Here is a 20,205-nt window from a genome sequence, read left to right as displayed (position 1 = left end):
ATCAGTAACCGGAGGTGGCGGACAGTCCGAACCATTCCGGCATCACCAGCAGGGTAATTACTACCGCGATCTGGATCAGGATGAACGGAATCACCCCCCGGTAGATCTGGGTGGTCTGCACACCCGGTGGCGCAACCCCCTTGAGGTAGAACAGACTGAACCCGAAGGGTGGGGTCAGGAAGCTGGTCTGCAGGTTCATGGCGATCAGGATCGCGAACCACAGCATGTTGATGCCCAGCAGTTCGGCAATCGGCGCCAGGATCGGCACCACGATGAAGGAGATCTCCACGAAGTCGATGAAGAAGCCCAGGAACAGGATGATCAGCATCGACAGGATCAGGAAGCCCCACTTCTCGCCGGGCAGTGCCAGCATCCATTCCTCCAGCAGGTAGTCGCCGCCGGTGTAGCTGAACACCATGGAGAAAGCGGTGGCGCCCACCAGGATAGCGAATACCATGGCGGTCACCTTGACGGTATCCCTCGCGGAATCCCAGATCACCTGCCACGAGAACTGGCGGTAGATCAGCGCCAGTACCACCGAGCCCACGCCACCGAGGGCGGACGATTCTGTCGGGGTGGCAATGCCGGTGAAGATGGAGCCCAACACCACCACGATCAGGGTCAGGGGAGGAATGATGGCCAGTAGCGCCCGGCGTATTTCCTGGGCGCGGGACTGACTGTCGTCTCTCGGCATGGCCGGGGCGATCTCCGGCTTGAGGAAGGCCATGATCAGGATGTAGGCCACATACAGGCCGATCAGTATCAGGCCAGGGACCACTGCCGCCTTGAACAGATCGCCCACCGGCAGACCAATCACGTCACCCAGGATGATCAGGATGATGGAAGGCGGGATGATCTGACCGAGGGTGCCGGAAGCACAGATGGTGCCAGTGGCCAGTTCGGTCCTGTAGCCGTGGTGCAGCATGACCGGCAGGGAGATCAGGCCCATGGCCACCACGCTCGCCCCCACCACGCCGGTGGAAGCTGCCAGCAGGGCGCCCACCAGTATGGTGGAAATCGCCAGGCCGCCACGGACGCCACCAAACAGCTTGCCCATGGACTCCAGCAGTTGTTCCGCCAGCTTGGTGCGCTGTAGCACCAGCCCCATGAAGATGAACAATGGCACCGCCATGAGCGTGGTGTTCTCCATGATGCTCATGATGCGGAACGGCATGAAGGCGAACAGTTGCGGGCCTTCGGCGATCAGCCCGAATATCAGCGCCACGCCGCCGAAGGTGAAGGCCACGGGGAAGCCCCACAACAGCATCAGCAGACAGACCCCGAACATCACAATACCGATCATGCGAGGCCCCCCGCACTGTGCTCAACGTTCTCGTAGTGGGCGTCCCGTTTCAGGACACGGATTGCGTAGGTCACCATGTTGATACCGGCAATGGCTGTAAAGAAGGAGGAGAAGGAAATCAGGCTCTTGATGATCCAGCGGTAGGGCAGGCCACCGGGGTCGCCGCTGCTTTCGCCCAGGTTGTAGGATTCGACGGCGAAATCGATCCCCAGCCAGGCGATGAAGAAGGCGAAGGGGATGACCAGCACCAGTGCCCCCACCAGGTTGACCCAGGCCTTGAAGGTCTCACTCCACTTCGCATAGAACACGTCAACCCGGACATGGCCGTCCGTGCGCAGGGCATAGGGTATGCCCATCAGGAACACCACCGAATACAGGTGCCATTCCATCTCCTGCATACCAATGGAAACGTCGTTGAACACATAACGTGCCACTACGTCGTAGAACACGTTCAGCGTCAGCAGGATAAAAGCCACGCTGGCAATCCAGCCACACAGATAGCAAATGCGTCCCAGCCCGTTATCGATGAATCTGAGCCATCCCATGATGAGTCCTCGTACTACGGAAACAATCCCGCCCGGTCGGGCCTTGACGTATGGGGCAGGCCTGTGAAAAAAGCGCCGGTAGTGTAATCGAAAGCGGTGTCTTTTTCACAAACATGCCCTGCAAAAAACAGCGCCGAAGCCCTGGGGCTCCGGCGCTGGTGACTGCATGGCCGTGATTTACTCCACCTCGGCCATGTTGTTGAGGTAGGCCCGATCGGCGATGTCGATATAGGCACGGGCATCTTCCAGGTACTTCTCCTGGGATTCGATAATGCGCGCGGCCAGCTCGTCGCCCTCGGCGGCTTCCGCCAGCAGTTTCTCGTTGGCGTCCACCATGGCCTTGAAGACATCGTCCGGGAAGTTCTTGACCTGGATGTTGGGGTGCTCTTCCTTGATGGAGGCCCAGGCCTTGGCGTTCTCGTGGACAGACTGGATCATCATGTCGTAGGCGGCGGTGCGCATGGAGATCCGCAGGATCTGTTGCAGGTCCGCCGGCAGTTCGTCCCAGGTGTCCTGGTTGACCAGGAACTGCAACTCGGTGGCGGGCTCATGCCAGCCGGTGTAGTAGTAGTCGGCAATCTGCTGGAAGCCCAGGCGCAGGTCCAGGGCCGGGCCAACCCACTCCACCGCGTCGATGGTGCCACGCTCCAGGGAGGTGTAGAGCTCGCCCGGGGGGATGTTGGTCGGGTTCACACCCACTTCCGCGAATACCTCGCCCGCAAAGCCCGGAATCCGCATCTTCAGGCCTTCCAGGTCCTCCAGTGAGTTGATCTCTTCGCGGAACCAGCCGCCCATCTGGATGCCGGTGTTGCCGCCGGGGAAGGACAGCATGTTGTGAGGCTCGTAGACCTCCTGCATCAGATCCATGCCGTCGCCGTAGTAGAACCAGGCGTACTGTTCCTGGGCGGTCATGCCGAAGGGCATGCTGGTGAAGAACAGGGTGTTGGGGACCTTGCCCTTCCAGTAATAGGAAGCGGAGTGGCCCATGTCGTACTGGCCGGCCTTGACCATATCAAACACACCGAACGGAGCCTTGTGCTTGTTGGCGGAGTCGATGCGGATGCGCAGGCGGCCGTCGGACATTTCCTCGGCCATCTTGGCCATGTTCTTGGTGGCTTCACCGAAGATCGGGAAGTTGGGGCCCCAGGTTTCCGCCAGGCGGAGGGTGAATGTCTCCTGGGCATAGGCCAGGGGGGATGCAATCAGCGCGGAGAGGGCTGCCGCGGTCGCGGCGCGCCTGAAGAATGAACGACGTTTCATGGTGCGCGTTCCTCTGTTTGTTGTTGTTTACGATGTCATGATTGTCGCCCCGGGCGCAGTGTCCCGAGAGCTGGCAAGCTTACCCGGTAAACCTAGCACGGATCGGAGGACCGGTGAACTAATTCAGGATGCTACCTAGACTATCGTCGTAGACGTGTCGGGAGCGGCGACCGTCACCCCTTTATGAGGTTCGGCGCTTGAGGGGGCTGTTGTCGATGGTTGGGCAGTGCCCCTGCCAGCCTGGCGGCAGGGGCATCCTGGAGAATTACTCGATCTCCACGGCTTCGGCAACCTGCTCCCGCAGGGACTTCTTGAGGATCTTGCCGACGCCGTTGCGGGGCATGGCGTCCATGAAGATCACCCGGCGCGGGGTCTTGTATTTGGCGAGGCGCTCCTGGCAGAACGCCAGCAGCTCTTCCTCACTGATGTCCGAGTCGGTATTGCGCACCACCACGGCGATCACTTCCTCGCCCATGCGTTCGGACGGCACACCCACAACCGCCACCTCGGCCACCGCCGGGTGCCGGGAGATCAGCTCTTCCAGGTCGCGGGGGTAGATGTTGAAGCCGCCCCGGAGGATCAGGTCCTTCTTGCGGTCGACGATGTAGAGGTAACCGTCCTCGTCCATTTTCGCCACATCACCGGTATGCAGCCAGCCGTCGTGGATGGCGGCGTCGGTGGCTTCCTGGTTGTTGTAGTAGCCGGGGGTGACGTTCTCGCCCCGGACCAGCAGTTCGCCCACTTCCCCGGTTGGCAGCGGGTTGCCGGATTCGTCGGCGATGCGCAGTTCCACCCCGGGCATGGCCCGGCCCACGGAGCCCGGCTTGATGGTCTCGCCACGACGATGTACTGACACCGCCGGAGCGGCCTCGGACAGACCATAGCCTTCGTAGATCTCGGCGTTGAAGCGTTTGCGGAAGGCTTCGATCAGCGATACCGGCAGGGGGGCCGAGCCGGACCCCAGGGACTCCAGTGAGGACATGTCGTACTCGTCCACCTCCGGTGCGGTGGTGAGGGCGTAGATCATGGCCGGCACGGCGCTGAAGCGCTCGACCCGGTATTTCTGCACCGCTTCGCACACCTCGCGCACGTCGAACTTGGGCAGGATCACCATGCTGCCGCCACGCAGGAACAGGGTGTTGGCCATGGTGAAACCGTAGATATGGGCCAGCGGCAATACGCCGATGGTGGTGCCAGGCTGGTCACCGGCTTCCTCTGCCAGGCGCACCGCCGCTGCGGCGTTGCTGTAGAGGTTGCGGTGGGTCAGCATCACCCCCTTGGGCTGGCCGGTGGTGCCGGAGGTGTACAGGATCACGGCAATATCGTCCTGCCTGATCTTCGGTTTGCGGATATCGGGATCCGCCGCAGCCATCAGCGAGCACAGGCTCTGGCAGGGAATGCCGGCGTTGGCACTGGGCTGGTTCTGGGCGATGCCCGCCACCACCAGTTTGGGTGGTGTTTCCATGCCGGAGGTGGCCTGCTCCATGACCGGAACCAGGGCCTCGCTGGTGATGATGGCGCTGGCCCCGGAGGCCTGCAGGATGAATCCGATCTCACGGGGGTGGAGTACGAACATCACCGGCAGCACGATGGCTTCCGCCCGCATGACGCCCTGGTAGGCGATGAACACCTCGGGACAGTTGGGCATGCACACCACTACCCGGTCACCGGGCGCCACGCCCAGGTCCCGGAGGCCATTGGCCAGACGATTGGCGCTGTCCTGGAGTTCGAGATTGGTGATTTCCCGTTGCCCGGCGTAGAGCATGGGGTACTCGCCAAAGCGTTCGAGGCTCTGTTCTGGCAGATCGGTCAGGATCATTGTTGTTTTTTCCCTGGTTGATAAGGCTGTCTTTGTGGGGAGCCGTCAGGCGGTCCCCGAATCGTCAAGAGTTTACCGGATTGTCCCTGGTCATTTATGCGGTCTGTTTTGAAACCTTACAATAAAATTTTGCGCCGGCGTAACCCTTGTGCTAATTCTTTTTTGTGTTATCGACGTTTTTTGTCGACCTTAAAGTGAATCGTTTCAATATGGCTGACCCTGTCAGCCGCGAGACTTCCGGGACAACAACAATAAGCGGTCGGTAACCGGCCGCAAAGGGAAACCCTATGCAGGGCAAGACGGCGTCTGCTCTTCCTCCCCAGGCCGCAGCCGGGCACGGTGTGCCGGTCATGCCACCGATCGCCAGGCGTTTTGTCCGCCGGCTCACGCACCTGCTGGCGGTGCTGGTGATCGTCAGTGTCGCCACCTTCCTGATGCTGGAACTGCTGCCCGGCAACCTGGCTGATTCCTTCCTCCATGAAAACGCCTCCGAGGCGGAAGTGGCCGCCATTGAACGGGATCTGGGGCTCGACAAGCCCCTGGTGGAACGATTCCTGGGCTGGGCGGGCAGCGCCCTGCTGGGAGACCTGGGAGAATCGCCAGTCAGCGGGGAACCGATCAGTGCGGCCATCGCCGAACGGTTACCGGTAACGCTGCAACTGTTGCTCTATGCCCAGTTGCTGTCCCTGGCCATCGCACTGCCACTGGGCATCCTGGCCGGCTACCGGGAGGGCAGCACGCTGGACCGGGTCATCTCCGGCGGAGCCCTGGGTTCCCTGGCCATGCCGCATTTCGTGTGGGGCATCCTGCTGATCCTGTTCCTGAGCATCTGGCTGGACTGGCTGCCGGCCACCGGCTACGTGCCCTTTATGGAATCCCCCCGGGGTAACCTGATGTCCCTGTTCCTGCCCGCCCTGACCCTGGCCATGGTGGAGGCGCCTGTCTACCTGCGGCTGCTGCGCTCCGATGTGGCCAGCACCCTGCGGGAGGATTACATCGTGGTGGCCCGGGCCAAGGGGCTCAGTGACCGGCAGATCATGCTGCGCCATGCCCTGCGGCCGTCCTCGTTCACCCTCATCACCCTGATGGGGATCAATATTGGCAACCTCATCGGAGGGGCGGTGATTGTGGAGAGCCTGTTTGCCTTGCCCGGCGTTGGTCGATTTCTTGTGGAGGGAGTGATCCGCCGGGACTTTTTTACCGTGCAAGGCGTGGTTCTGGTCATCGCCGTGGCCTTCGTACTGGTCAACCTGCTGGTGGACCTGGCCTACAACCTGCTCGATCCGAGGCTCAGTCATGACAGCACTCAGTGAAACAGCCGCCAGGGTCCCGGCCCTTCCGCGTCTGGACTGGCGCCTGGCACTGCCCGCCGGCTGGCTGGTGCTGGTGTTCACCGCGGCCCTGACCGTGGACTGGCTACCGGTACCCACCCCCACCGACATGGACTTCATGGCGGTGGAGACCCTGCCGTCGGCGGACCACTGGCTGGGCACAGATCAGGATGGCCGCGATATCTTCAGCCGGGTGGCCCATGGCGCCCGGGTCTCCCTGGTGGTGGGGTTCCTGGCGCCGCTGGTGGGGCTGTTCTTCGGTACTCTTCTGGGCCTGCTGTCCGCCTGGTACGGGGGCATTGCCCGTACCTCCATCCTGGTGGCCCTGGACGCCATCCTGGCATTCCCGGGGCTGGTGCTGGCCATGGCGGTGACCGCCATTCTGGGAGCGTCGGTGGGCAGTGTCTCCCTGGCCCTCGGCGTGCTCACGATTCCGTCGTTTGCCCGTATCAGCCGGGCGCGGGCACTGTCGCTGATCCAGCGGGAGTTCGTGCTGGCGGCAAAAACCGCCGGTGCCGGTGATACCTGGATCCTGCTGCGGGAAGTGCTGCCCAACATGGTGATGACCCTGGTCACCTACACCCTGACCATTGTCTCGGTAATGATCGTCATCGAGGGAGCCCTGAGTTTCCTCGGTGTCGGCGTGCCGCCGCCCGCGCCCAGTTGGGGCGGCATGATTTCGGAAGGGCGCAGTGCCCTGGAGCGGGCGCCCTATATCAGCCTGATTCCCGCGGCTGCCATGTTTTTCACCGTACTCAGCCTGAATGTCCTCGGGGATCGCCTGCGCCGCCGGGCGGAAGCCCGGGAAGGAGGGTTGTCATGAATGCCGCCGTACCATTGCTGGCCATTGAACACCTGAGCCTGGCCTTTCCCACACCGGCGGGAGAGGTCCTGGCCCTGGACGATATCTGCCTGGATCTGCACCGGGGGCGCACCCTGGGGCTGGTGGGGGAATCCGGCTCCGGCAAGTCGGTACTGTCCCGGGCGATCCTGCGGCTGCTGCCGCCGTCGGCGCAATGGTCGCCGGACGGCCACGTACGTTTCCATGGCGAGGACCTGCTGGGGCTGGGCCGCAAGGGCATGCAGCAGATCCGCGGCCGCCGCATTGCCATGATCTTCCAGGACCCCATGACCGCCCTCAATCCGGTGCGGACCCTGGGCGCCCAGTTGATGGAGGGCATGAGCCTTCACCTGGGCATCGGCCGCCGGGAGGCGAAGCAGCGGGCCCTGGATCTGCTGAAACAGGTGGGCATACCGTCACCCGCCAGCCGTATGAACCAGTATCCCCATGAGCTCTCCGGCGGTATGCGCCAGCGGGTGGTGATCGCCATGGCCATCGCCTGCGAGCCGGACCTGCTGATCGCTGACGAGCCCACCACTGCCCTGGATGTCACCGTGCAGGCGGAAATCCTCGACCTGCTGAAGGAACTGCAGGCCCAGCGCCAGATGGCCATGCTGCTGATTACGCACGATCTGGGCGTGGCCGCCGGCTACTGCGACGATGTCGCGGTGATGTACGCCGGCCAGCTGGTGGAGATGGCTGACACCGGGTCGCTGTTCCGGCATCCGCGTATGCCCTATACCCAGGCGCTGATGGACTCCATTCCCCGCATGGAGGACGAGCCCCACAGCACCCTTACCAGCATTCCCGGTCGGCCTACCGCACGGATGTCGGGGCAGGCCGGCTGCCCGTTTGCCGGCCGTTGCAGCCGACGCCGTAGCGAATGCCTCAGCGAAACACCGCCGCTCACCGGTTCCCGGGAGGGCTTCTTCCGCTGCCACAACCCGTTGGAGGCCCCATGACCGTGTCATCGCCGGTGCTGGATGTGCGTCACTTGTGTGTCGACTATCGCCTGTCCGGCCGTCGCACCCTGCGGGCGGTGGACGATGTCAGCCTGCGGGTGAACGACGGCGAGACCCTGGCGCTGGTGGGGGAATCCGGCTGTGGCAAGAGCACCATCGCCCGGGCGGTGATGCAATTGAACCCCACCACCGAAGGCACCATCGAGCTGGAGGGCGTGGACCTGGCCGACCTGGGCCGGTCCCAACTCAAGGCCCTGCGCCACCGGTTCCAGATGATCTTCCAGGACCCGATCTCGTCCCTCAATCCCCGCCGCCGGGTCCGCGCGATCCTGGAGGCGCCCCTGAAGATTGCCGGGATGAAGGATGCCGACGAGAGGCGTCGCCGCATCGAAAACATCCTGGAACTGACCGGCATGGACCCGGCGGTGCTGGACCGCTATCCCCATGAATTCTCCGGCGGCCAGTGCCAGCGGTTATCCATTGCCCGGGCGCTGGTGCTGGAGCCGAAACTGCTGGTGTGCGACGAACCCGTGTCGGCGCTGGACGTGTCGGTGCGGGCCCAGGTGCTGAACCTGCTCAACGACCTGCAGCGCAAGCTGGGCCTGAGCATGCTGTTTATTTCCCACGACCTGGCGGTGGTCCGCAACGTAGCGGACCGGGTGGCGGTGATGTACCTGGGGCGGATCTGCGAATCCGGTCCCGCCCGTGAGGTGCTGGAGCGTCCGGCCCACCCCTATACCCGCAGCCTGCTCAGCGCCGTGCCGGTTCCCGATCCGTCCCGCCGCCCCGGGCGCATCGCCCTGGTGGAAGCGGAGTCCGCCTCCCACCTGGCGGTGCCCACCGGTTGCCGGTTTGCGCCCCGTTGCCCCCAGGCCCAGGCCATCTGCCATGAGCAGCCGCCGGAACTGACCGATGCCGGCCAGGGGCGGGGGGTGGCCTGCCATTTCCCGGTGAACGGTGAGGATGGCAGGGCAACCAGGGATACCGCTGGCGGTCAGGGCTCCAACGATCACAGGAACAACAGGGAGAATCAGTTATGTCCATGAAAGTCTTCACCGGGGGTGTCCTGGCCATGGCGTTGTGCGGGCTCTGGGGCCAGGCCCAGGCGGCCGGCACCCTGACCATGGGGCTGGAGAGCGATCCCATCGGTTTCAACGCCACCAAGGCCCGACTGTTCAACCAGACCACGTCCAATGTGGCCCTGGCGGTGATGGAAGGCCTGTTCGCCTATGACCGGGAGGGCAACATCGTGCCCCGGCTGGGGCTGGAGCTGACCGAGGCGGAGGACCGCATGAGCGCTACCGTGACCCTTCGCGAGGGGGTGACCTTCCATGACGGCACGCCGTTCAACGCGGATGCGGTGGTGGCCCACTACGACTGGATTACCTCGCCGGGCAGCGGTATCAACACGGCGATGATCGAGCCCATCGACTATGTGGAGAAAGTGGATGAGTACACCGTGCGTTTCGTGCTCAACCAGCCCTGGGTGGCCCTGAAATCCGCCCTGGCCATCGACCATATGTTCAACTTTATCGGCTCACCCACGGCGGTGAAGGAAGATCCGGACGGCTTCCACCGACATCCGGTGGGTACCGGCCCGTTCGAGTTCGAGGAATGGCGCTCCGGGGAACGGCTGGTGGTTACCCGTAACGAAGACTACTGGGACAGCGACCTGCCACACCTCGACCAGGTGGTTTTCCGGGTTCTGCCGGACAACGATACCCGCAACCAGAGCCTGAGGGCCGGGGAGGTGGATGTCACGCCGGTACCCACCCCGGCGCAGGTGGTGGCAGCCCGTGATGACGACAGCCTTGTGGTGCATGGCCATGAAAGTTCCGGGGCCCTGTCCTGGAACTTCCATAACCGCAAGGCGCCGTTCAAGGATCCGGAAGTGCGTCGTGCGGTGATCCAGGCAGTCAACCCGGAGGCGCTGATCAAGGTGTTCTACCAGGGCACCACGGTGCCCACCTCGGGGTTGTTCAATGCGGACTCCCCCTGGCACTGCGAGGACCTGGACTGGCCGTCCTATAACCCGGAACAGGTCAGCAAGGTGCTGGAGGAGAAAGGCCCGATCCAGTTCGAACACATCAGCGCCAACACCCCGGCGGGGCGCCGGTTGGGGGGTATCTTCCAGCATTTCTTCAAGGAGGCCGGTTTCGATACCAACCTGGAGTTGCTGGATCAGGGCCAGAACATCCGTGCCGGGCTGTTCGGTAACTACCAGATGAACATCTGGAGATTCGTGGATTTCGGTGGCGACCCGGACCTGAATCTCACCAGCTACCTGACCAGCACCGTCACACGCCATGACGTGGAGGCCTACAAACCCCTGTTGGAGGAAGCCCGGGCCGAGACCGACATGGATAAGCGCAGGCAGCTCTACTGCGAGATTTCCCGGAAGTTTGCGGAGGATGCCATCTTCATGATGCCCGTGCAGTCCACCTACTATGTGCTGGCATCACCAAAGGTGAAGGATGTGGCGCCGCTGCGGAACAACCTGGTTCAGCTCCGGGATATCCGTATCGAATAAGCTCCAGGGCAGGGCGTCCGTCGGGATCAGGCTGCGGTGGCTTCCTGCCGCTCCTGCGGCGGTGTTCTCATGCGGGCCATGGGATAGAGCCCCAGCAGGTAGAGCAGGGCCATCAGTGCGAAGGCATCCTGATAGCCGGGGAAAGCCAGTGGAATGCCCAGGCTGGAGGTCCAGAGGGTTTGCTCCTGCAGCAGGATGGCGGACAGGCTGACTCCCAGGGAGCCACCGAACTGGCGGGCGAAACTGACCAGCCCGGTGGCCTGGTTGACCATCTCCTGGGGCACAATGCTGACGGCGCCGATGACCACCGGGGGCATGGTCATGGCCAGGCCCACCCGGCCCAGGGCGGCCATCAGTGCCACCAGGGTCAGCGAGGTGCCGGTGTCGACTTCCGCGAGCACGATGCAGGAAACGGCGAACACAATCAGCCCGCCGGCCACCAGGATCTTGGGCAACACCCGGTCGGTGAGCCGGCCGATCACCGGGAACGACAGGGCCATGGCCAGGCCTGCGGGCATCAGCAGCATGCCCGCGGCGGAGGCGGATTCGCCCATGGCGGTCTGCACCAGCATGGGTAACAGGTACACCGAGCCGAACAGCCCCGCACCAGTGAGCATGGCCACGATAAAGGCCGGCCCGAACCCCGGATAGCGGAAGATCCCCAGGGCCAGCAGCGGCGACCGGCTTTTGAGCTGGCGCAGGGCAAAGGCGATGAACAGGGTCACTGCCATCAGCAGGCCGATGAGTACGGGGCTGCTGGTCCAGCCCAGGTGGGGGCCTTCCGAGAGCCCCCACAGCAGGGCCACCATCCAGCCGCACAACAGCAGGATGCCGGGGCTGTCCAGGCGTCGGTGCACATGGGGGGCGGACGCCGGCCGGGACAGGAAGGTGCTGCCCATATGGAAGGCCGCCAGGCAGAAGGGCAGTACCACCAGGAACACCGCCCGCCAGGACCACCAGTCCACCAGCACGCCACCCACCACGGGACCCACGGTCGGGCCCAGCACCACGCCCATGGCATACAGGCCCATGGCCTGGCCGCGCTGGTTGACCGGAAACACGGCGTACAGCATCAGCATCGCCAGGGGCTGGACCATGCCGGCGATCAGGCCCTGGATGATGCGCACCACAATCAGCATGCCGAAGTTGACCGCAAAGCCACCGGCCAGGGCGGCGATCACGAAGATCAGCAATGACCCCATGTAGGTGGTACGGGGGCCGAACCTGTCCACCATCCACACGTTCAGCAGCATGCCGATGGCCATACTGGCCAGGAAGGCGGTCACCAGCCACTGCCCCATGGTATGGCTGACCTCGAAGGTGTGCATGATGTCCGGCAGGGCGACATTGACGATGGTGGACGACAGCGACATGGTCATGGTGCCGATCATCACCGTCATCATGACCCACCACTTGTAACGGTCACCGTAGCGTTCCTGGAGCTGGTCCATGGAAGCAGCCATATCAGCCCACCTCCCGGTCCGAAGGTGGCACCGGACCGCAGGAGTCCCGCAATACCAGTTCGGTGGGGACGGTGACCTGGACCGGGCGCAGGCTGCTACCGTCCATCTGCTTGATCAGCAGCTCCACCATGGTGTCCACCAGGGTTTCCACCGGCCAGCGCAGGGTAGTGATGGCCGGTGAGTAGGTGGACACCCAGTCGTTGTCGCCAACACTGATGATGGACAGGTCCTCCGGTATGCTCAAGCCCAGCTGGCGGGCCATCTGCAATGTCAGCGCGAGGATCCGGCTGCCGGGCAGGATCAGGGCGGTGGCCCGGTCCGGCCCCTGCAGCATGGCTTCCAGGTCGGGCATCGGATTCAGGCCCACGGCCAGCGGTCGGATCAGGTCATCATCGACGGTCAGCCCCCGTTGCCCGAAGGCCTCCCGGTAACCGGCCTCCCGCTCACGGCCCGGCCATAGATGGGACAGTGGTTTAAGCAGGGCAATGCGGCGGTGGCCCAGCCCCAGCAGGTAGTCTACCGCCTGCCGGGTACCGGCTCGGTAGCCTACGCGCACCCCGTAGAAACGGCTGGGAAACTCCACGCTCTGGATCACCGTGGGGGCGCTGAAATCCTCCAGGGCGCTGATCAGTTCCGGATCATCCTCACTGTCGGGCACGAAGATGAGACCGTCCACCCGGCGCCGGCGGAACTCCGCCAGTACGTCCTTCGCTTTCCGTCCCCTGGCGCTGGCCAGCAGCAACATCAGGCCCCGGGCCTGCAGGCGCTGGTCAAGGCTGTTGATAATGGCGCCGTACAGGGGGTTGGCTACATCCGGCACGAAGAACCCCACTGCCCCGGTGGAGTTGGTGCGCATGCTGCGGGCGAGGCTATTGGGTTCGTACCGGAGGCGGGTCCTGGCCTCTTCCACCTTCTGGCGCAGCCGGGGGCTTACGGGCAGGCCGTTCAGCACGCGGGAGACGCTGCCTACGGATACCCCGGCTTCCCGGGCGACGTCCTTGATGGTGCTTCTGGCCATGGAACCTCGGCGAGTTCGTCAGTGCGACGACGGGCGGGCGCCGTCAGTTTGTGAGGAAGCGAATGAATTCGTAACAGGGGGATTGTAACGTTTCATTTTTGCCTTGTCGCCTGTTGCAAACCGAAATATTTTTCATGATAACGAGGGGAGGGAGGACGAGTTTTCCGAATCGTGACCTGTATCCGTAATCGGCGGATTCCATCGACTCCTGTCTCTGATAAATTGAGACTCCCGGACAAAAAGTCCCACAACAACGACAAATGCCATGCAGGGGAGTAGGTATGCAAGAGCGCCGGAGTCGTCAGAGGTTGCCCTCCATCAGGGTGACCGCCAGGGTTGGCATCAAGCGTGGATTCCTTGGCAGGGACTGGCTGAATGTCAGGGTACTGGATTTCAGTAACCGGGGCCTGGCTTTTACCGGCGATGTTCCCCTGGAGCAGGACGACAGCTTCCAGATGAGTCTGCGGCTCAGCACCGAAACCGGCGATTTCGTGGTGGAGAAGGCCAGCGCGTCCATCTCCAATATCCGCAAGGTGTCGGACCGGCGCATCTACGGTGTCCACTTCGCCGACGACAACCCGGCGGCCACCCTGGCCAGCCTCGAGCGTATCGAAGGTATCGTGAAACGCTACAAGGAACTCAGCTCCCGCATCTTCAGACACCGGTCCGGCAAAGAGGCCTGAGGCCCCTTACCGGACAAGTCGACACTCCGGCCCGTTACCTGATCACACCTTGAAACGACCGGCCTGCTCCTTAAGGCTGCTGGCGTAACCGGCCATGGACTCGCTGATGGTGTTGAGGTCGGCGGAACGCTGATCGCTCTCGCCGGCCAGATCGTTGATCTGGGTAATACTCCGGTTGATCTCGTCAATCACCTGGGTCTGTTCCTCGGTGGCGGAGGCCACGCTGGAATTCACATCGGTGATGTCGTTCATGGCGTTGAGTATGGAGGACAGCTCGGTTTCCGCATCGGAGGCCAGGGTCTCCGTGGCACTGGCCTGCTCGCTGCCGGTCTCCATCACCGAAACAATGTCGGATACCCCGGACTGCAGGGCGGTGATCATCTCCTGGATGTTCTCGGTGGACTGTTGCGTACGCTGGGCCAGGGTACGCACCTCATCCGCCACCACCGCAAAGCCCCGGCCCTGCTCGCCGGCCCGGGCAGCCTCGATGGCGGCATTGAGGGCCAGCAGGTTGGTCTGCTCGGCAATACCCCGGATCACGTCCAGTACCGAGGTGATGTTGTCGGAATCCGAGGACAGCTTGCGGATCACCTCCACCGCCTTGGTGATCTGCTGGGCCAGGCGCCGCACCTGGTTGGCGGATTCCTGCACGATTTCTGCGCCCTTGTTGGCATTGCCCTGGGCATTGCGGGTGACTTCCGCAGCCCGTGAGGCGTTGCCGGCCACCTCCTCGATGGCGCTTTGCATCTCATTGATGGCGGTGGCCACCATGGTGATGGACTCAGTCTGTCGGGCCACGCCGTCACGGTTTTCGGAAGCGGAGCGCTCCAGATCCCGGGCCCCTTCGGCAAGCTGCTCGGACAGTTCCTGGATGGTTCGGATCATACCCTGCAGGTTGCCCAGTACCGCGTTGAAGGACTGTGCCAACTGGCCCAGGTCGTCGTTGTTCTCCACCGGCACCCGCTGGGTCAGGTCACCCTCGCCCTGGGCGATGTTGTCCAACTGGTCCCGCAGGGTCCGGATGGAGGAGATGATCATCCGCAGGGCGGACACGAACACCAGCAGGGCAATCACCAGGGACGCCAGGGTCACCACGACGGTAATGGTGATGGCCTGGGCCCCCTCGCTGGAAGCACTGGCCGCCTGCTCGGACGCCAGCTTGTCCGCGAACTGCCCGGTCCGGTCGAAATAACCGCGCAGGGTTTCGAACAGTTCATTGGTTTCGTTCTGGATAAGCTCACGGCCGCCGTAGGTATCGCCGATCTCGGCCCGGCCCAGGGCTTGCTCCGCGGAGCTTCGCCATTGTTCGTAGGCGACATCGAAACCTTCCATTTCCGCTTCGAAGCCGGTGCCTTCCAGCTTCCCCTGGGCGTCATGGATACGGTCCCGGGCCTGGTCCGCGTTCTCGTGGAACGCTGCCAGAAGGTCTTCAGCGCCCTGGTTACTTTCACGGGCGCGGATGTAGCCATTCTGGGCCACAAGCGCCTGATAGAGATCCCGATCACCGTTGAGGATCTCGCTGGAGGCGGGTAGCAGGTTGTCCGCGAGAAAGTCCGTGCCCGAGACCAGATTGCGGGCGGTGATCACACTGAGAACGCCCAGGACGATAACTGCCAATGCAGTGATAACAAAGGGAAGGCCGACCTTGGTCCTGAATCCCAGCAACTTGCCGATAGCCATATAAATACTCCGATAATGGGGAATGTTCTTGTTGTTTTATGACGGAGTATAGACAAGAGTGTTGGATATAAAACTAATTTTGTGCGTTAAGTTGTCACGGCATGTGTATGAATATTGGCAGTTGTAACAAATGATAATCTCACTCGTTCCCCGGCTTGCGATCACTGTGTCCCAGCGATCGGTCGGGAGACACCGTATCCCGCACCAGTTGCTTGAGCTGGGTGATTTCCGGAAACCCACCCATCTCCTTGCGGGACCAGATCCGCTGCCCGTCGACATGGACCTCGAAGATACCTCCGGTGCCCGGGTGTAGCGCCAGTTCGCCAATCTCGTCCTCGAAGGTGGTGAGCAGTTCCTGGGCCATCCACGCCGAGCGCAGCAGCCAGCGGCAGCCGGTGCAGTAATGGATGTCGATTTTGTGGGTGCGGGTATCTGCCATGGTGTCCCCCGGGTTGGCTGGATCGGATCGTGTAATGATCGGTAAGGAGAGGGGAGTATATCCTTCCGCTGCCAGGGGACAAAAGCCGGCAACCGGGGCGCGAAGGGCGATGCGGCAGGGCATGGTCGTGTGCTCCCGGAGGACATGGAAACCGGGCTCCATTGCACACAACCACGGTTACAGATCTGGTGTCTGAGCGGGCTGTCAGAAAACGTTCAGGAAACCGTCACACGGCGTCGGTGTGGGTACCCCGCAACATGGCCTGTAGCAGTTCCTCAGCGTCGAACTTGGTCAGCGCCTCGTTGGCACCCACCTGTTTCGCGTAGCTGACGCTCATCTCACTGTTCAGGGAGGTGTGCAGGATCACGTAGGGCTGCTGCATGGACCGGTCGTCCCGCAGGTGGAAGGTGAGTTCGTAACCGTCCATGCCCGGCATCTCGATATCGCTGACCAGGATGGTGACCGGGTTCTGGTCCCGGTTGCCCTGGATCAGGGTGTCCAGGGCGGTCTGGCCGTTGCCGGTGACCTCGTAGGGAATGTTTTCCCGGTCCAGGGCATCGGCAAGCTGGCGGCGGGCCACCTGGGAGTCGTCCACCAGCAGGATGCGCTGTTCCCGCAGGGTTTCCCGTTCAACGTCCGTGAGCTGCGCCGGGGGGCTGTGCAGGGATGCGGGGTAGACTCGGGCCAGCAGCAGTTCCACGTCCATCAGTTGCACCAGGTCGTTATCGATCTGCAGCAGCCCGGTGACAAACGCCTGGTCCCCCAGGGCTTTCGGGGGCGCCTGAACCTGCTTCCAGTTGGCCTCCACAATGCGGTCGACGGCCCGCACCAGGAAGCCGATTTCCTGGCGCTGGATATCGGTCACGATGATCGACGCGTTCTTGCGCTCCTCCCTGTCCAGGGGTGGATAGCCCACGGCGGAGGCCATATCGATCACCGGCACCGCAGAGCCGCGGAAGTTCATGGTGCCGATCACCGCCGGGTGACTCTGGGGGATCTGGGTCAGGCGCTGCAGGGTCATGATCTCGCGGATCTTCAGGGTACCCAGGGCCGACAGCCGGTTACCGGCCAGGCGGAACAGCAGCAGTTTCTGGGGGACGGCGTTACCTTCGCTCATGGAGGTTCCGGGGGCTTGAAAGTTAAACGTTGGAAGCTATCGCTAGTGCACTAGATGGTAGCCCACCGGGTCAAGAAACGGCAGGCTGCGATTGTTTCCGTTTGTACTCCCGGTTATCGATCTGTGGCGGGAAAGCTTTAGGGAACTGGGGCAAAATATTGTCTTCTCTTTCATGTGCTGTGCACTGACTCGCTGCTACCGAACGGGTGTAATTCAAACGCAAACCCCGCATCTGTTGGTCTGGTGTGAGTGCCCGTGCTAGTGTCCCGTCCGGGTAATTCGTTGATCTACTGAGCCCCTGAAAGCCTTGAGAGTAAGGCGCGGTGGCGAAGATTTGGTGGTTCCAAATCGAGACGCCGCAACACAGCTCTCAAGGCTTTCAGGGGCTCCCGAAGGGCGCGTCGTTGGCGCCTCTGGACCTGTGTTGCCAGCCCTTGATGTGGAACCACCACACCTGCGGACTGGCGCCTCGGCCAGAGACGCCAGCGACACGCAGTAGATTAACGAATTACCCGGACGGGACACTAGCCCAGGCGGCTTCGGGCCCAGCCCCTGCGAATCCGGGTTTCGATCTCCAGGATCACCAGCACGACCACCCCGGCAAGACCGGCGAAGACCAGCATTTCCAGGGACAGCGGGCTGGATTCAAAGGTGTCATGGAACCATGGCAGGTAGGTAAACAGCAGTTGCAGGGCCACAATGGCCGCCACTGCCCCTAGTACCACCGGTGTTCCCAGTACACCGCGAAGGGTGATGGACGGTGTATCCAGGTAGCGCACGGCAAACAGGTAGAACACTTCCATGGCCACCAGGGTGTTGACGGCCAGAGTGCGCGCCACGCTCTGGTCACCATGCAGGTGCATGGCCCAGAACCAGGCTGCGAAGATACCCACCAGGAAGAGGAGCGATACAAAAAACACCCGCCAGACCAGGAATCCCTGCAACAGGGATTGCTCCCTGGGCCGGGGCGGCTGCTTCATGACATCCGGTTCCGGCGGTTCGAAGGCCAGGGTCATGGCCAGCACAACGGAACTGACCATGTTGACCCAGAGAATCTGCAGCGCCGAAATGGGCAGTGTCAGCCCCAGCAGCAAAGCGGTAATAAGGCTGATGGACTCGCCGCCGTTAATAGGCAACATGAACGCGATGCCCTTTTTGAGGTTGGTGTAGACGGTGCGTCCCTCGCGAACGGCAGCAGCGATGCTGGCAAAATTATCGTCCAGTAACACTACCGATGATGCCTCCCGTGCGGCTTCAGATCCCTTGACGCCCATAGCGATGCCAACGTCGGCACGCTTCAGCGCTGGCGCGTCGTTGACACCGTCGCCGGTCATGGCAACAACCCCGTGTTGCGCCTGCAGGGCCTCCACCAGTCGCAGCTTGTGTTCCGGGCTGGTGCGGGCGAACACGTCCACGTCGGTCGCCAGTTGTTGCAACTCTTCGGCGCTCAGGCCATCCAGTTCCTTCCCGGTTAACACCCGCTCGCTGTTCCGCAGCCCCAGCTTGCGGGCAATGGCACCTGCGGTCAGGGCATGGTCGCCGGTGATCATTTTCACGCGGATACCCGCATCATGGCAGTCCGAAATGGCCCGGATGGCTTCCTGGCGGGGTGGGTCCAGCAACCCCACCAGACCCAACAGTTCCACGCCTGCATCCAGGTCTTCCACCGCCAGGTCCGTGGTGCCACGGGGTACTGATTTGCGGGCCAGGGCAAGTACCCTCAGGCCCTCGGATGCCAGGTCAGCAATCACCTGATCCCACCGGTCTCGGTCCAGTACGGCGGTAGTGCCATCCGCCGCACACTCTGCTTTGCACATGTCCAGGATGCGCTCAGGGGCGCCCTTGAGGTACACCACACTATGGCCATGGTGATCATGGTTCAGTGTGGCCATAAATCGGGTCTGGGTGTCGAAGGGGATCTCATCCTCGCGGGGCCAGGCGCTGGCACTGGCTTCGATATCGAACGCCGCCTTGTGGGCAAACACCTTCAGGGCGGCTTCCATCGGGTCTCCCTGGATGTGTGGTGAGCCTTCGCGAAAATCAAGATGGGCGTCGTTGCATAGGGCGGCGGCGCGGGCCAGATCCTCCAGCGCCCCGGTAACCTCGGCCGGCTGGTTATCCTGGCGCACCATGCCCTCCAGCTCATAGCCCTCGCCGGTCACATCCAGCCGTCGATGGCCCTGCACGGCGGTGGTCACCATCATTTCATTACGGGTGAGGGTGCCGGTCTTGTCGGAGCAGATAACGGAGACCGCCCCCAGAGACTCGATAACGGGCATCCGCCGGACAACGGCCTGGCGCCGTGCCATCTGGCGCACGCCGATGGCCAGTGTAATGGTCAGTATCGCGGGCAGCCCTTCGGGAATCGCCGCCACCGTCAGGCCAACCACGGCCATGAACAGGTCCCGGAAGGGCAGGCCGCTGAACACCAGGCCACCAGCGAAGATGGCCGCTCCGGCAACGATCACGATGATTGAAAGCACCCGGGCGAAACGGTCCATCTGTTCCAGCAGCGGCGTTTTCAGGGCGGTGGTCCGGGCCAGCAGGCCGGAGATACGGCCGATCTCTGTCGCCGCTCCGGTGTGAACCACCAGGCCACGACCGGTTCCCGTGGATACCATGGTGCCGGAAAACGCCATGCCTTTCCGGTCACCCAATGCAGCGTCTTTTTCAACCGGTTCCGGGGATTTCTCCACCGCCTCGGATTCACCCGTCAGAATGGCTTCTTCGATCTTCAGGTTGTGGCACTTCTCCAGGCGGATATCCGCCGGTACACGGTCTCCGGGTTCCAGCAGGATGGTATCCCCGGGCACCAGGTCAGCGGCATCAATCTGATACTGGCCATCCTCACGGACCACGCGGGCCTTGGGTGCCAGCATGTGCCGGATGGCAGACAACGACTGTTCGGCCTTGCCCTCCTGTATAAAGCCCACCAGTGTCTGGATGACCACCACTGCGAGGATCACGCCGGCGTCCACCCAATGGCCCAGCGCACCGGTGATGGCGGCGGCGGCCAGGAGAACATAAATCAGGAAATTGCGGAGCTGGCGACCGAGCCTTGCCAGAGCACCGCTGGATCGCTCTTCCGGCAGGCGATTGGGGCCATGGGCGGCGAGCCGCGAGGCCGCTTCCTCTGCGCTCAGGGGAGCCGTTGCTTCCAGCTGTGCCCTGGCGTGGCAGGTGTCCAGGGTATACCAATGCTGTTCCATGGATT

16 protein-coding genes are annotated in these 20,205 nt (G+C 62.8%); 6 read left to right on the top strand and 10 right to left on the bottom strand.

Going from position 1 to position 20,205, the window contains the following annotated elements:
• Nucleotide 1: 1 nt before the first annotated feature.
• The 4 genes from ACJO3T_RS15570 to ACJO3T_RS15555 all read right to left on the bottom strand — a co-directional run bounded on the left by ACJO3T_RS15570 (nucleotide 2) and on the right by ACJO3T_RS15555 (nucleotide 4,927).
• A complete protein-coding gene (locus ACJO3T_RS15570; protein ID WP_406965522.1) occupies nucleotides 2-1,303 on the bottom strand; it encodes a TRAP transporter large permease in 1,302 nt (433 codons plus the stop codon).
• Nucleotides 1,300-1,848 carry a TRAP transporter small permease subunit gene (locus tag ACJO3T_RS15565; protein WP_406965523.1) on the bottom strand — a complete coding sequence of 183 codons (549 nt, stop codon included), beginning with the start codon at nucleotides 1,846-1,848 and terminating at the stop codon, nucleotides 1,300-1,302. The genes ACJO3T_RS15570 and ACJO3T_RS15565 overlap by 4 nt, the downstream gene beginning before the upstream one ends.
• 177 nt (nucleotides 1,849-2,025) lie before the next feature.
• Nucleotides 2,026-3,108, bottom strand: coding sequence for a TRAP transporter substrate-binding protein (locus ACJO3T_RS15560; protein ID WP_406979059.1), 1,083 nt, complete (start codon nucleotides 3,106-3,108; stop codon nucleotides 2,026-2,028).
• A 265-nt stretch (nucleotides 3,109-3,373) separates the two neighbouring features.
• Complete coding sequence (locus ACJO3T_RS15555) at nucleotides 3,374-4,927, bottom strand: long-chain-fatty-acid--CoA ligase (protein WP_406979058.1); 1,554 nt, start codon at nucleotides 4,925-4,927, stop codon at nucleotides 3,374-3,376.
• Nucleotides 4,928-5,277: 350 nt separating this feature from the next.
• Here ACJO3T_RS15555 and ACJO3T_RS15550 point away from each other — a divergent pair, with 350 nt between their 5' ends.
• From ACJO3T_RS15550 to ACJO3T_RS15530, 5 genes are read left to right on the top strand one after another with little or no spacing between them, the layout of a single operon-like run.
• Entirely contained in the window at nucleotides 5,278-6,240 is a 963-nt protein-coding gene (locus ACJO3T_RS15550; RefSeq protein WP_406979056.1) for an ABC transporter permease, read from the top strand.
• Nucleotides 6,224-7,081: an ABC transporter permease gene (locus tag ACJO3T_RS15545; RefSeq protein WP_406965528.1), complete on the top strand. Its 858-nt coding sequence runs from the start codon at nucleotides 6,224-6,226 to the stop codon at nucleotides 7,079-7,081. Before ACJO3T_RS15550 ends, ACJO3T_RS15545 begins: the two co-directional genes overlap by 17 nt.
• Nucleotides 7,078-8,061, top strand: coding sequence for an ABC transporter ATP-binding protein (locus tag ACJO3T_RS15540; protein ID WP_406965529.1), 984 nt, complete (start codon nucleotides 7,078-7,080; stop codon nucleotides 8,059-8,061). Before ACJO3T_RS15545 ends, ACJO3T_RS15540 begins: the two co-directional genes overlap by 4 nt.
• Complete coding sequence (locus tag ACJO3T_RS15535; protein WP_406979054.1) at nucleotides 8,058-9,107, top strand: ABC transporter ATP-binding protein; 1,050 nt, start codon at nucleotides 8,058-8,060, stop codon at nucleotides 9,105-9,107. The genes ACJO3T_RS15540 and ACJO3T_RS15535 overlap by 4 nt, the downstream gene beginning before the upstream one ends.
• Nucleotides 9,098-10,591, top strand: coding sequence for an ABC transporter substrate-binding protein (locus ACJO3T_RS15530; RefSeq protein WP_406965532.1), 1,494 nt, complete (start codon nucleotides 9,098-9,100; stop codon nucleotides 10,589-10,591). Before ACJO3T_RS15535 ends, ACJO3T_RS15530 begins: the two co-directional genes overlap by 10 nt.
• A gap of 26 nt (nucleotides 10,592-10,617) precedes the next feature.
• Here ACJO3T_RS15530 and ACJO3T_RS15525 read toward each other — a convergent pair whose 3' ends face one another.
• Nucleotides 10,618-12,054: a DHA2 family efflux MFS transporter permease subunit gene (locus tag ACJO3T_RS15525; RefSeq protein WP_406979052.1), complete on the bottom strand. Its 1,437-nt coding sequence runs from the start codon at nucleotides 12,052-12,054 to the stop codon at nucleotides 10,618-10,620.
• Nucleotide 12,055: 1 nt separating this feature from the next.
• Nucleotides 12,056-13,072: a LacI family DNA-binding transcriptional regulator gene (locus ACJO3T_RS15520; RefSeq protein WP_406965534.1), complete on the bottom strand. Its 1,017-nt coding sequence runs from the start codon at nucleotides 13,070-13,072 to the stop codon at nucleotides 12,056-12,058.
• Nucleotides 13,073-13,353: 281 nt separating this feature from the next.
• On the opposite strand from ACJO3T_RS15520, the gene ACJO3T_RS15515 reads away from it, so the two are divergent.
• Nucleotides 13,354-13,755, top strand: coding sequence for a PilZ domain-containing protein (locus tag ACJO3T_RS15515; protein ID WP_406979051.1), 402 nt, complete (start codon nucleotides 13,354-13,356; stop codon nucleotides 13,753-13,755).
• Nucleotides 13,756-13,797: 42 nt separating this feature from the next.
• Here the strand turns inward: ACJO3T_RS15515 and ACJO3T_RS15510 are convergent, their stop codons facing one another.
• The 4 genes from ACJO3T_RS15510 to ACJO3T_RS15495 all read right to left on the bottom strand — a co-directional run bounded on the left by ACJO3T_RS15510 (nucleotide 13,798) and on the right by ACJO3T_RS15495 (nucleotide 20,200).
• Entirely contained in the window at nucleotides 13,798-15,435 is a 1,638-nt protein-coding gene (locus ACJO3T_RS15510) for a methyl-accepting chemotaxis protein (protein ID WP_406965538.1), read from the bottom strand.
• Nucleotides 15,436-15,574: 139 nt separating this feature from the next.
• Complete coding sequence (locus ACJO3T_RS15505) at nucleotides 15,575-15,874, bottom strand: Rdx family protein (protein WP_406965539.1); 300 nt, start codon at nucleotides 15,872-15,874, stop codon at nucleotides 15,575-15,577.
• A gap of 226 nt (nucleotides 15,875-16,100) precedes the next feature.
• Entirely contained in the window at nucleotides 16,101-16,991 is an 891-nt protein-coding gene (locus ACJO3T_RS15500) for a chemotaxis protein (RefSeq protein ID WP_406965540.1), read from the bottom strand.
• 524 nt (nucleotides 16,992-17,515) lie between these two features.
• Entirely contained in the window at nucleotides 17,516-20,200 is a 2,685-nt protein-coding gene (locus ACJO3T_RS15495; protein ID WP_406979049.1) for a cation-translocating P-type ATPase, read from the bottom strand.
• Between the last annotated feature and the right edge of the window lie 5 nt (nucleotides 20,201-20,205).

Source organism: Marinobacter shunpengi (assembly GCF_045449715.1).
Taxonomy (GTDB): domain Bacteria; phylum Pseudomonadota; class Gammaproteobacteria; order Pseudomonadales; family Oleiphilaceae; genus Marinobacter.
This window is presented reverse-complemented; position numbering and strand designations above follow the sequence as displayed.

Excerpts from the sequence above, each read along its gene's own strand:
- ACJO3T_RS15530 (WP_406965532.1), top strand. The coding sequence starts at position 9,098 with ATGTCCATGAAAGTCTTCACCGGGGGTGTCCTGGCCATGGCGTTGTGC.
- ACJO3T_RS15505 (WP_406965539.1), bottom strand. The coding sequence starts at position 15,874 with ATGGCAGATACCCGCACCCACAAAATCGACATCCATTACTGCACCGGC.
- ACJO3T_RS15510 (WP_406965538.1), bottom strand. The coding sequence starts at position 15,435 with ATGGCTATCGGCAAGTTGCTGGGATTCAGGACCAAGGTCGGCCTTCCC.
- ACJO3T_RS15560 (WP_406979059.1), bottom strand. The coding sequence starts at position 3,108 with ATGAAACGTCGTTCATTCTTCAGGCGCGCCGCGACCGCGGCAGCCCTC.
- ACJO3T_RS15525 (WP_406979052.1), bottom strand. The coding sequence starts at position 12,054 with ATGGCTGCTTCCATGGACCAGCTCCAGGAACGCTACGGTGACCGTTAC.
- ACJO3T_RS15545 (WP_406965528.1), top strand. The coding sequence starts at position 6,224 with ATGACAGCACTCAGTGAAACAGCCGCCAGGGTCCCGGCCCTTCCGCGT.
- ACJO3T_RS15535 (WP_406979054.1), top strand. The coding sequence starts at position 8,058 with ATGACCGTGTCATCGCCGGTGCTGGATGTGCGTCACTTGTGTGTCGAC.
- ACJO3T_RS15550 (WP_406979056.1), top strand. The coding sequence starts at position 5,278 with ATGCCACCGATCGCCAGGCGTTTTGTCCGCCGGCTCACGCACCTGCTG.
- ACJO3T_RS15555 (WP_406979058.1), bottom strand. The coding sequence starts at position 4,927 with ATGATCCTGACCGATCTGCCAGAACAGAGCCTCGAACGCTTTGGCGAG.
- ACJO3T_RS15495 (WP_406979049.1), bottom strand. The coding sequence starts at position 20,200 with ATGGAACAGCATTGGTATACCCTGGACACCTGCCACGCCAGGGCACAG.
- ACJO3T_RS15520 (WP_406965534.1), bottom strand. The coding sequence starts at position 13,072 with ATGGCCAGAAGCACCATCAAGGACGTCGCCCGGGAAGCCGGGGTATCC.
- ACJO3T_RS15515 (WP_406979051.1), top strand. The coding sequence starts at position 13,354 with ATGCAAGAGCGCCGGAGTCGTCAGAGGTTGCCCTCCATCAGGGTGACC.
- ACJO3T_RS15500 (WP_406965540.1), bottom strand. The coding sequence starts at position 16,991 with ATGAGCGAAGGTAACGCCGTCCCCCAGAAACTGCTGCTGTTCCGCCTG.
- ACJO3T_RS15570 (WP_406965522.1), bottom strand. The coding sequence starts at position 1,303 with ATGATCGGTATTGTGATGTTCGGGGTCTGTCTGCTGATGCTGTTGTGG.
- ACJO3T_RS15565 (WP_406965523.1), bottom strand. The coding sequence starts at position 1,848 with ATGGGATGGCTCAGATTCATCGATAACGGGCTGGGACGCATTTGCTAT.
- ACJO3T_RS15540 (WP_406965529.1), top strand. The coding sequence starts at position 7,078 with ATGAATGCCGCCGTACCATTGCTGGCCATTGAACACCTGAGCCTGGCC.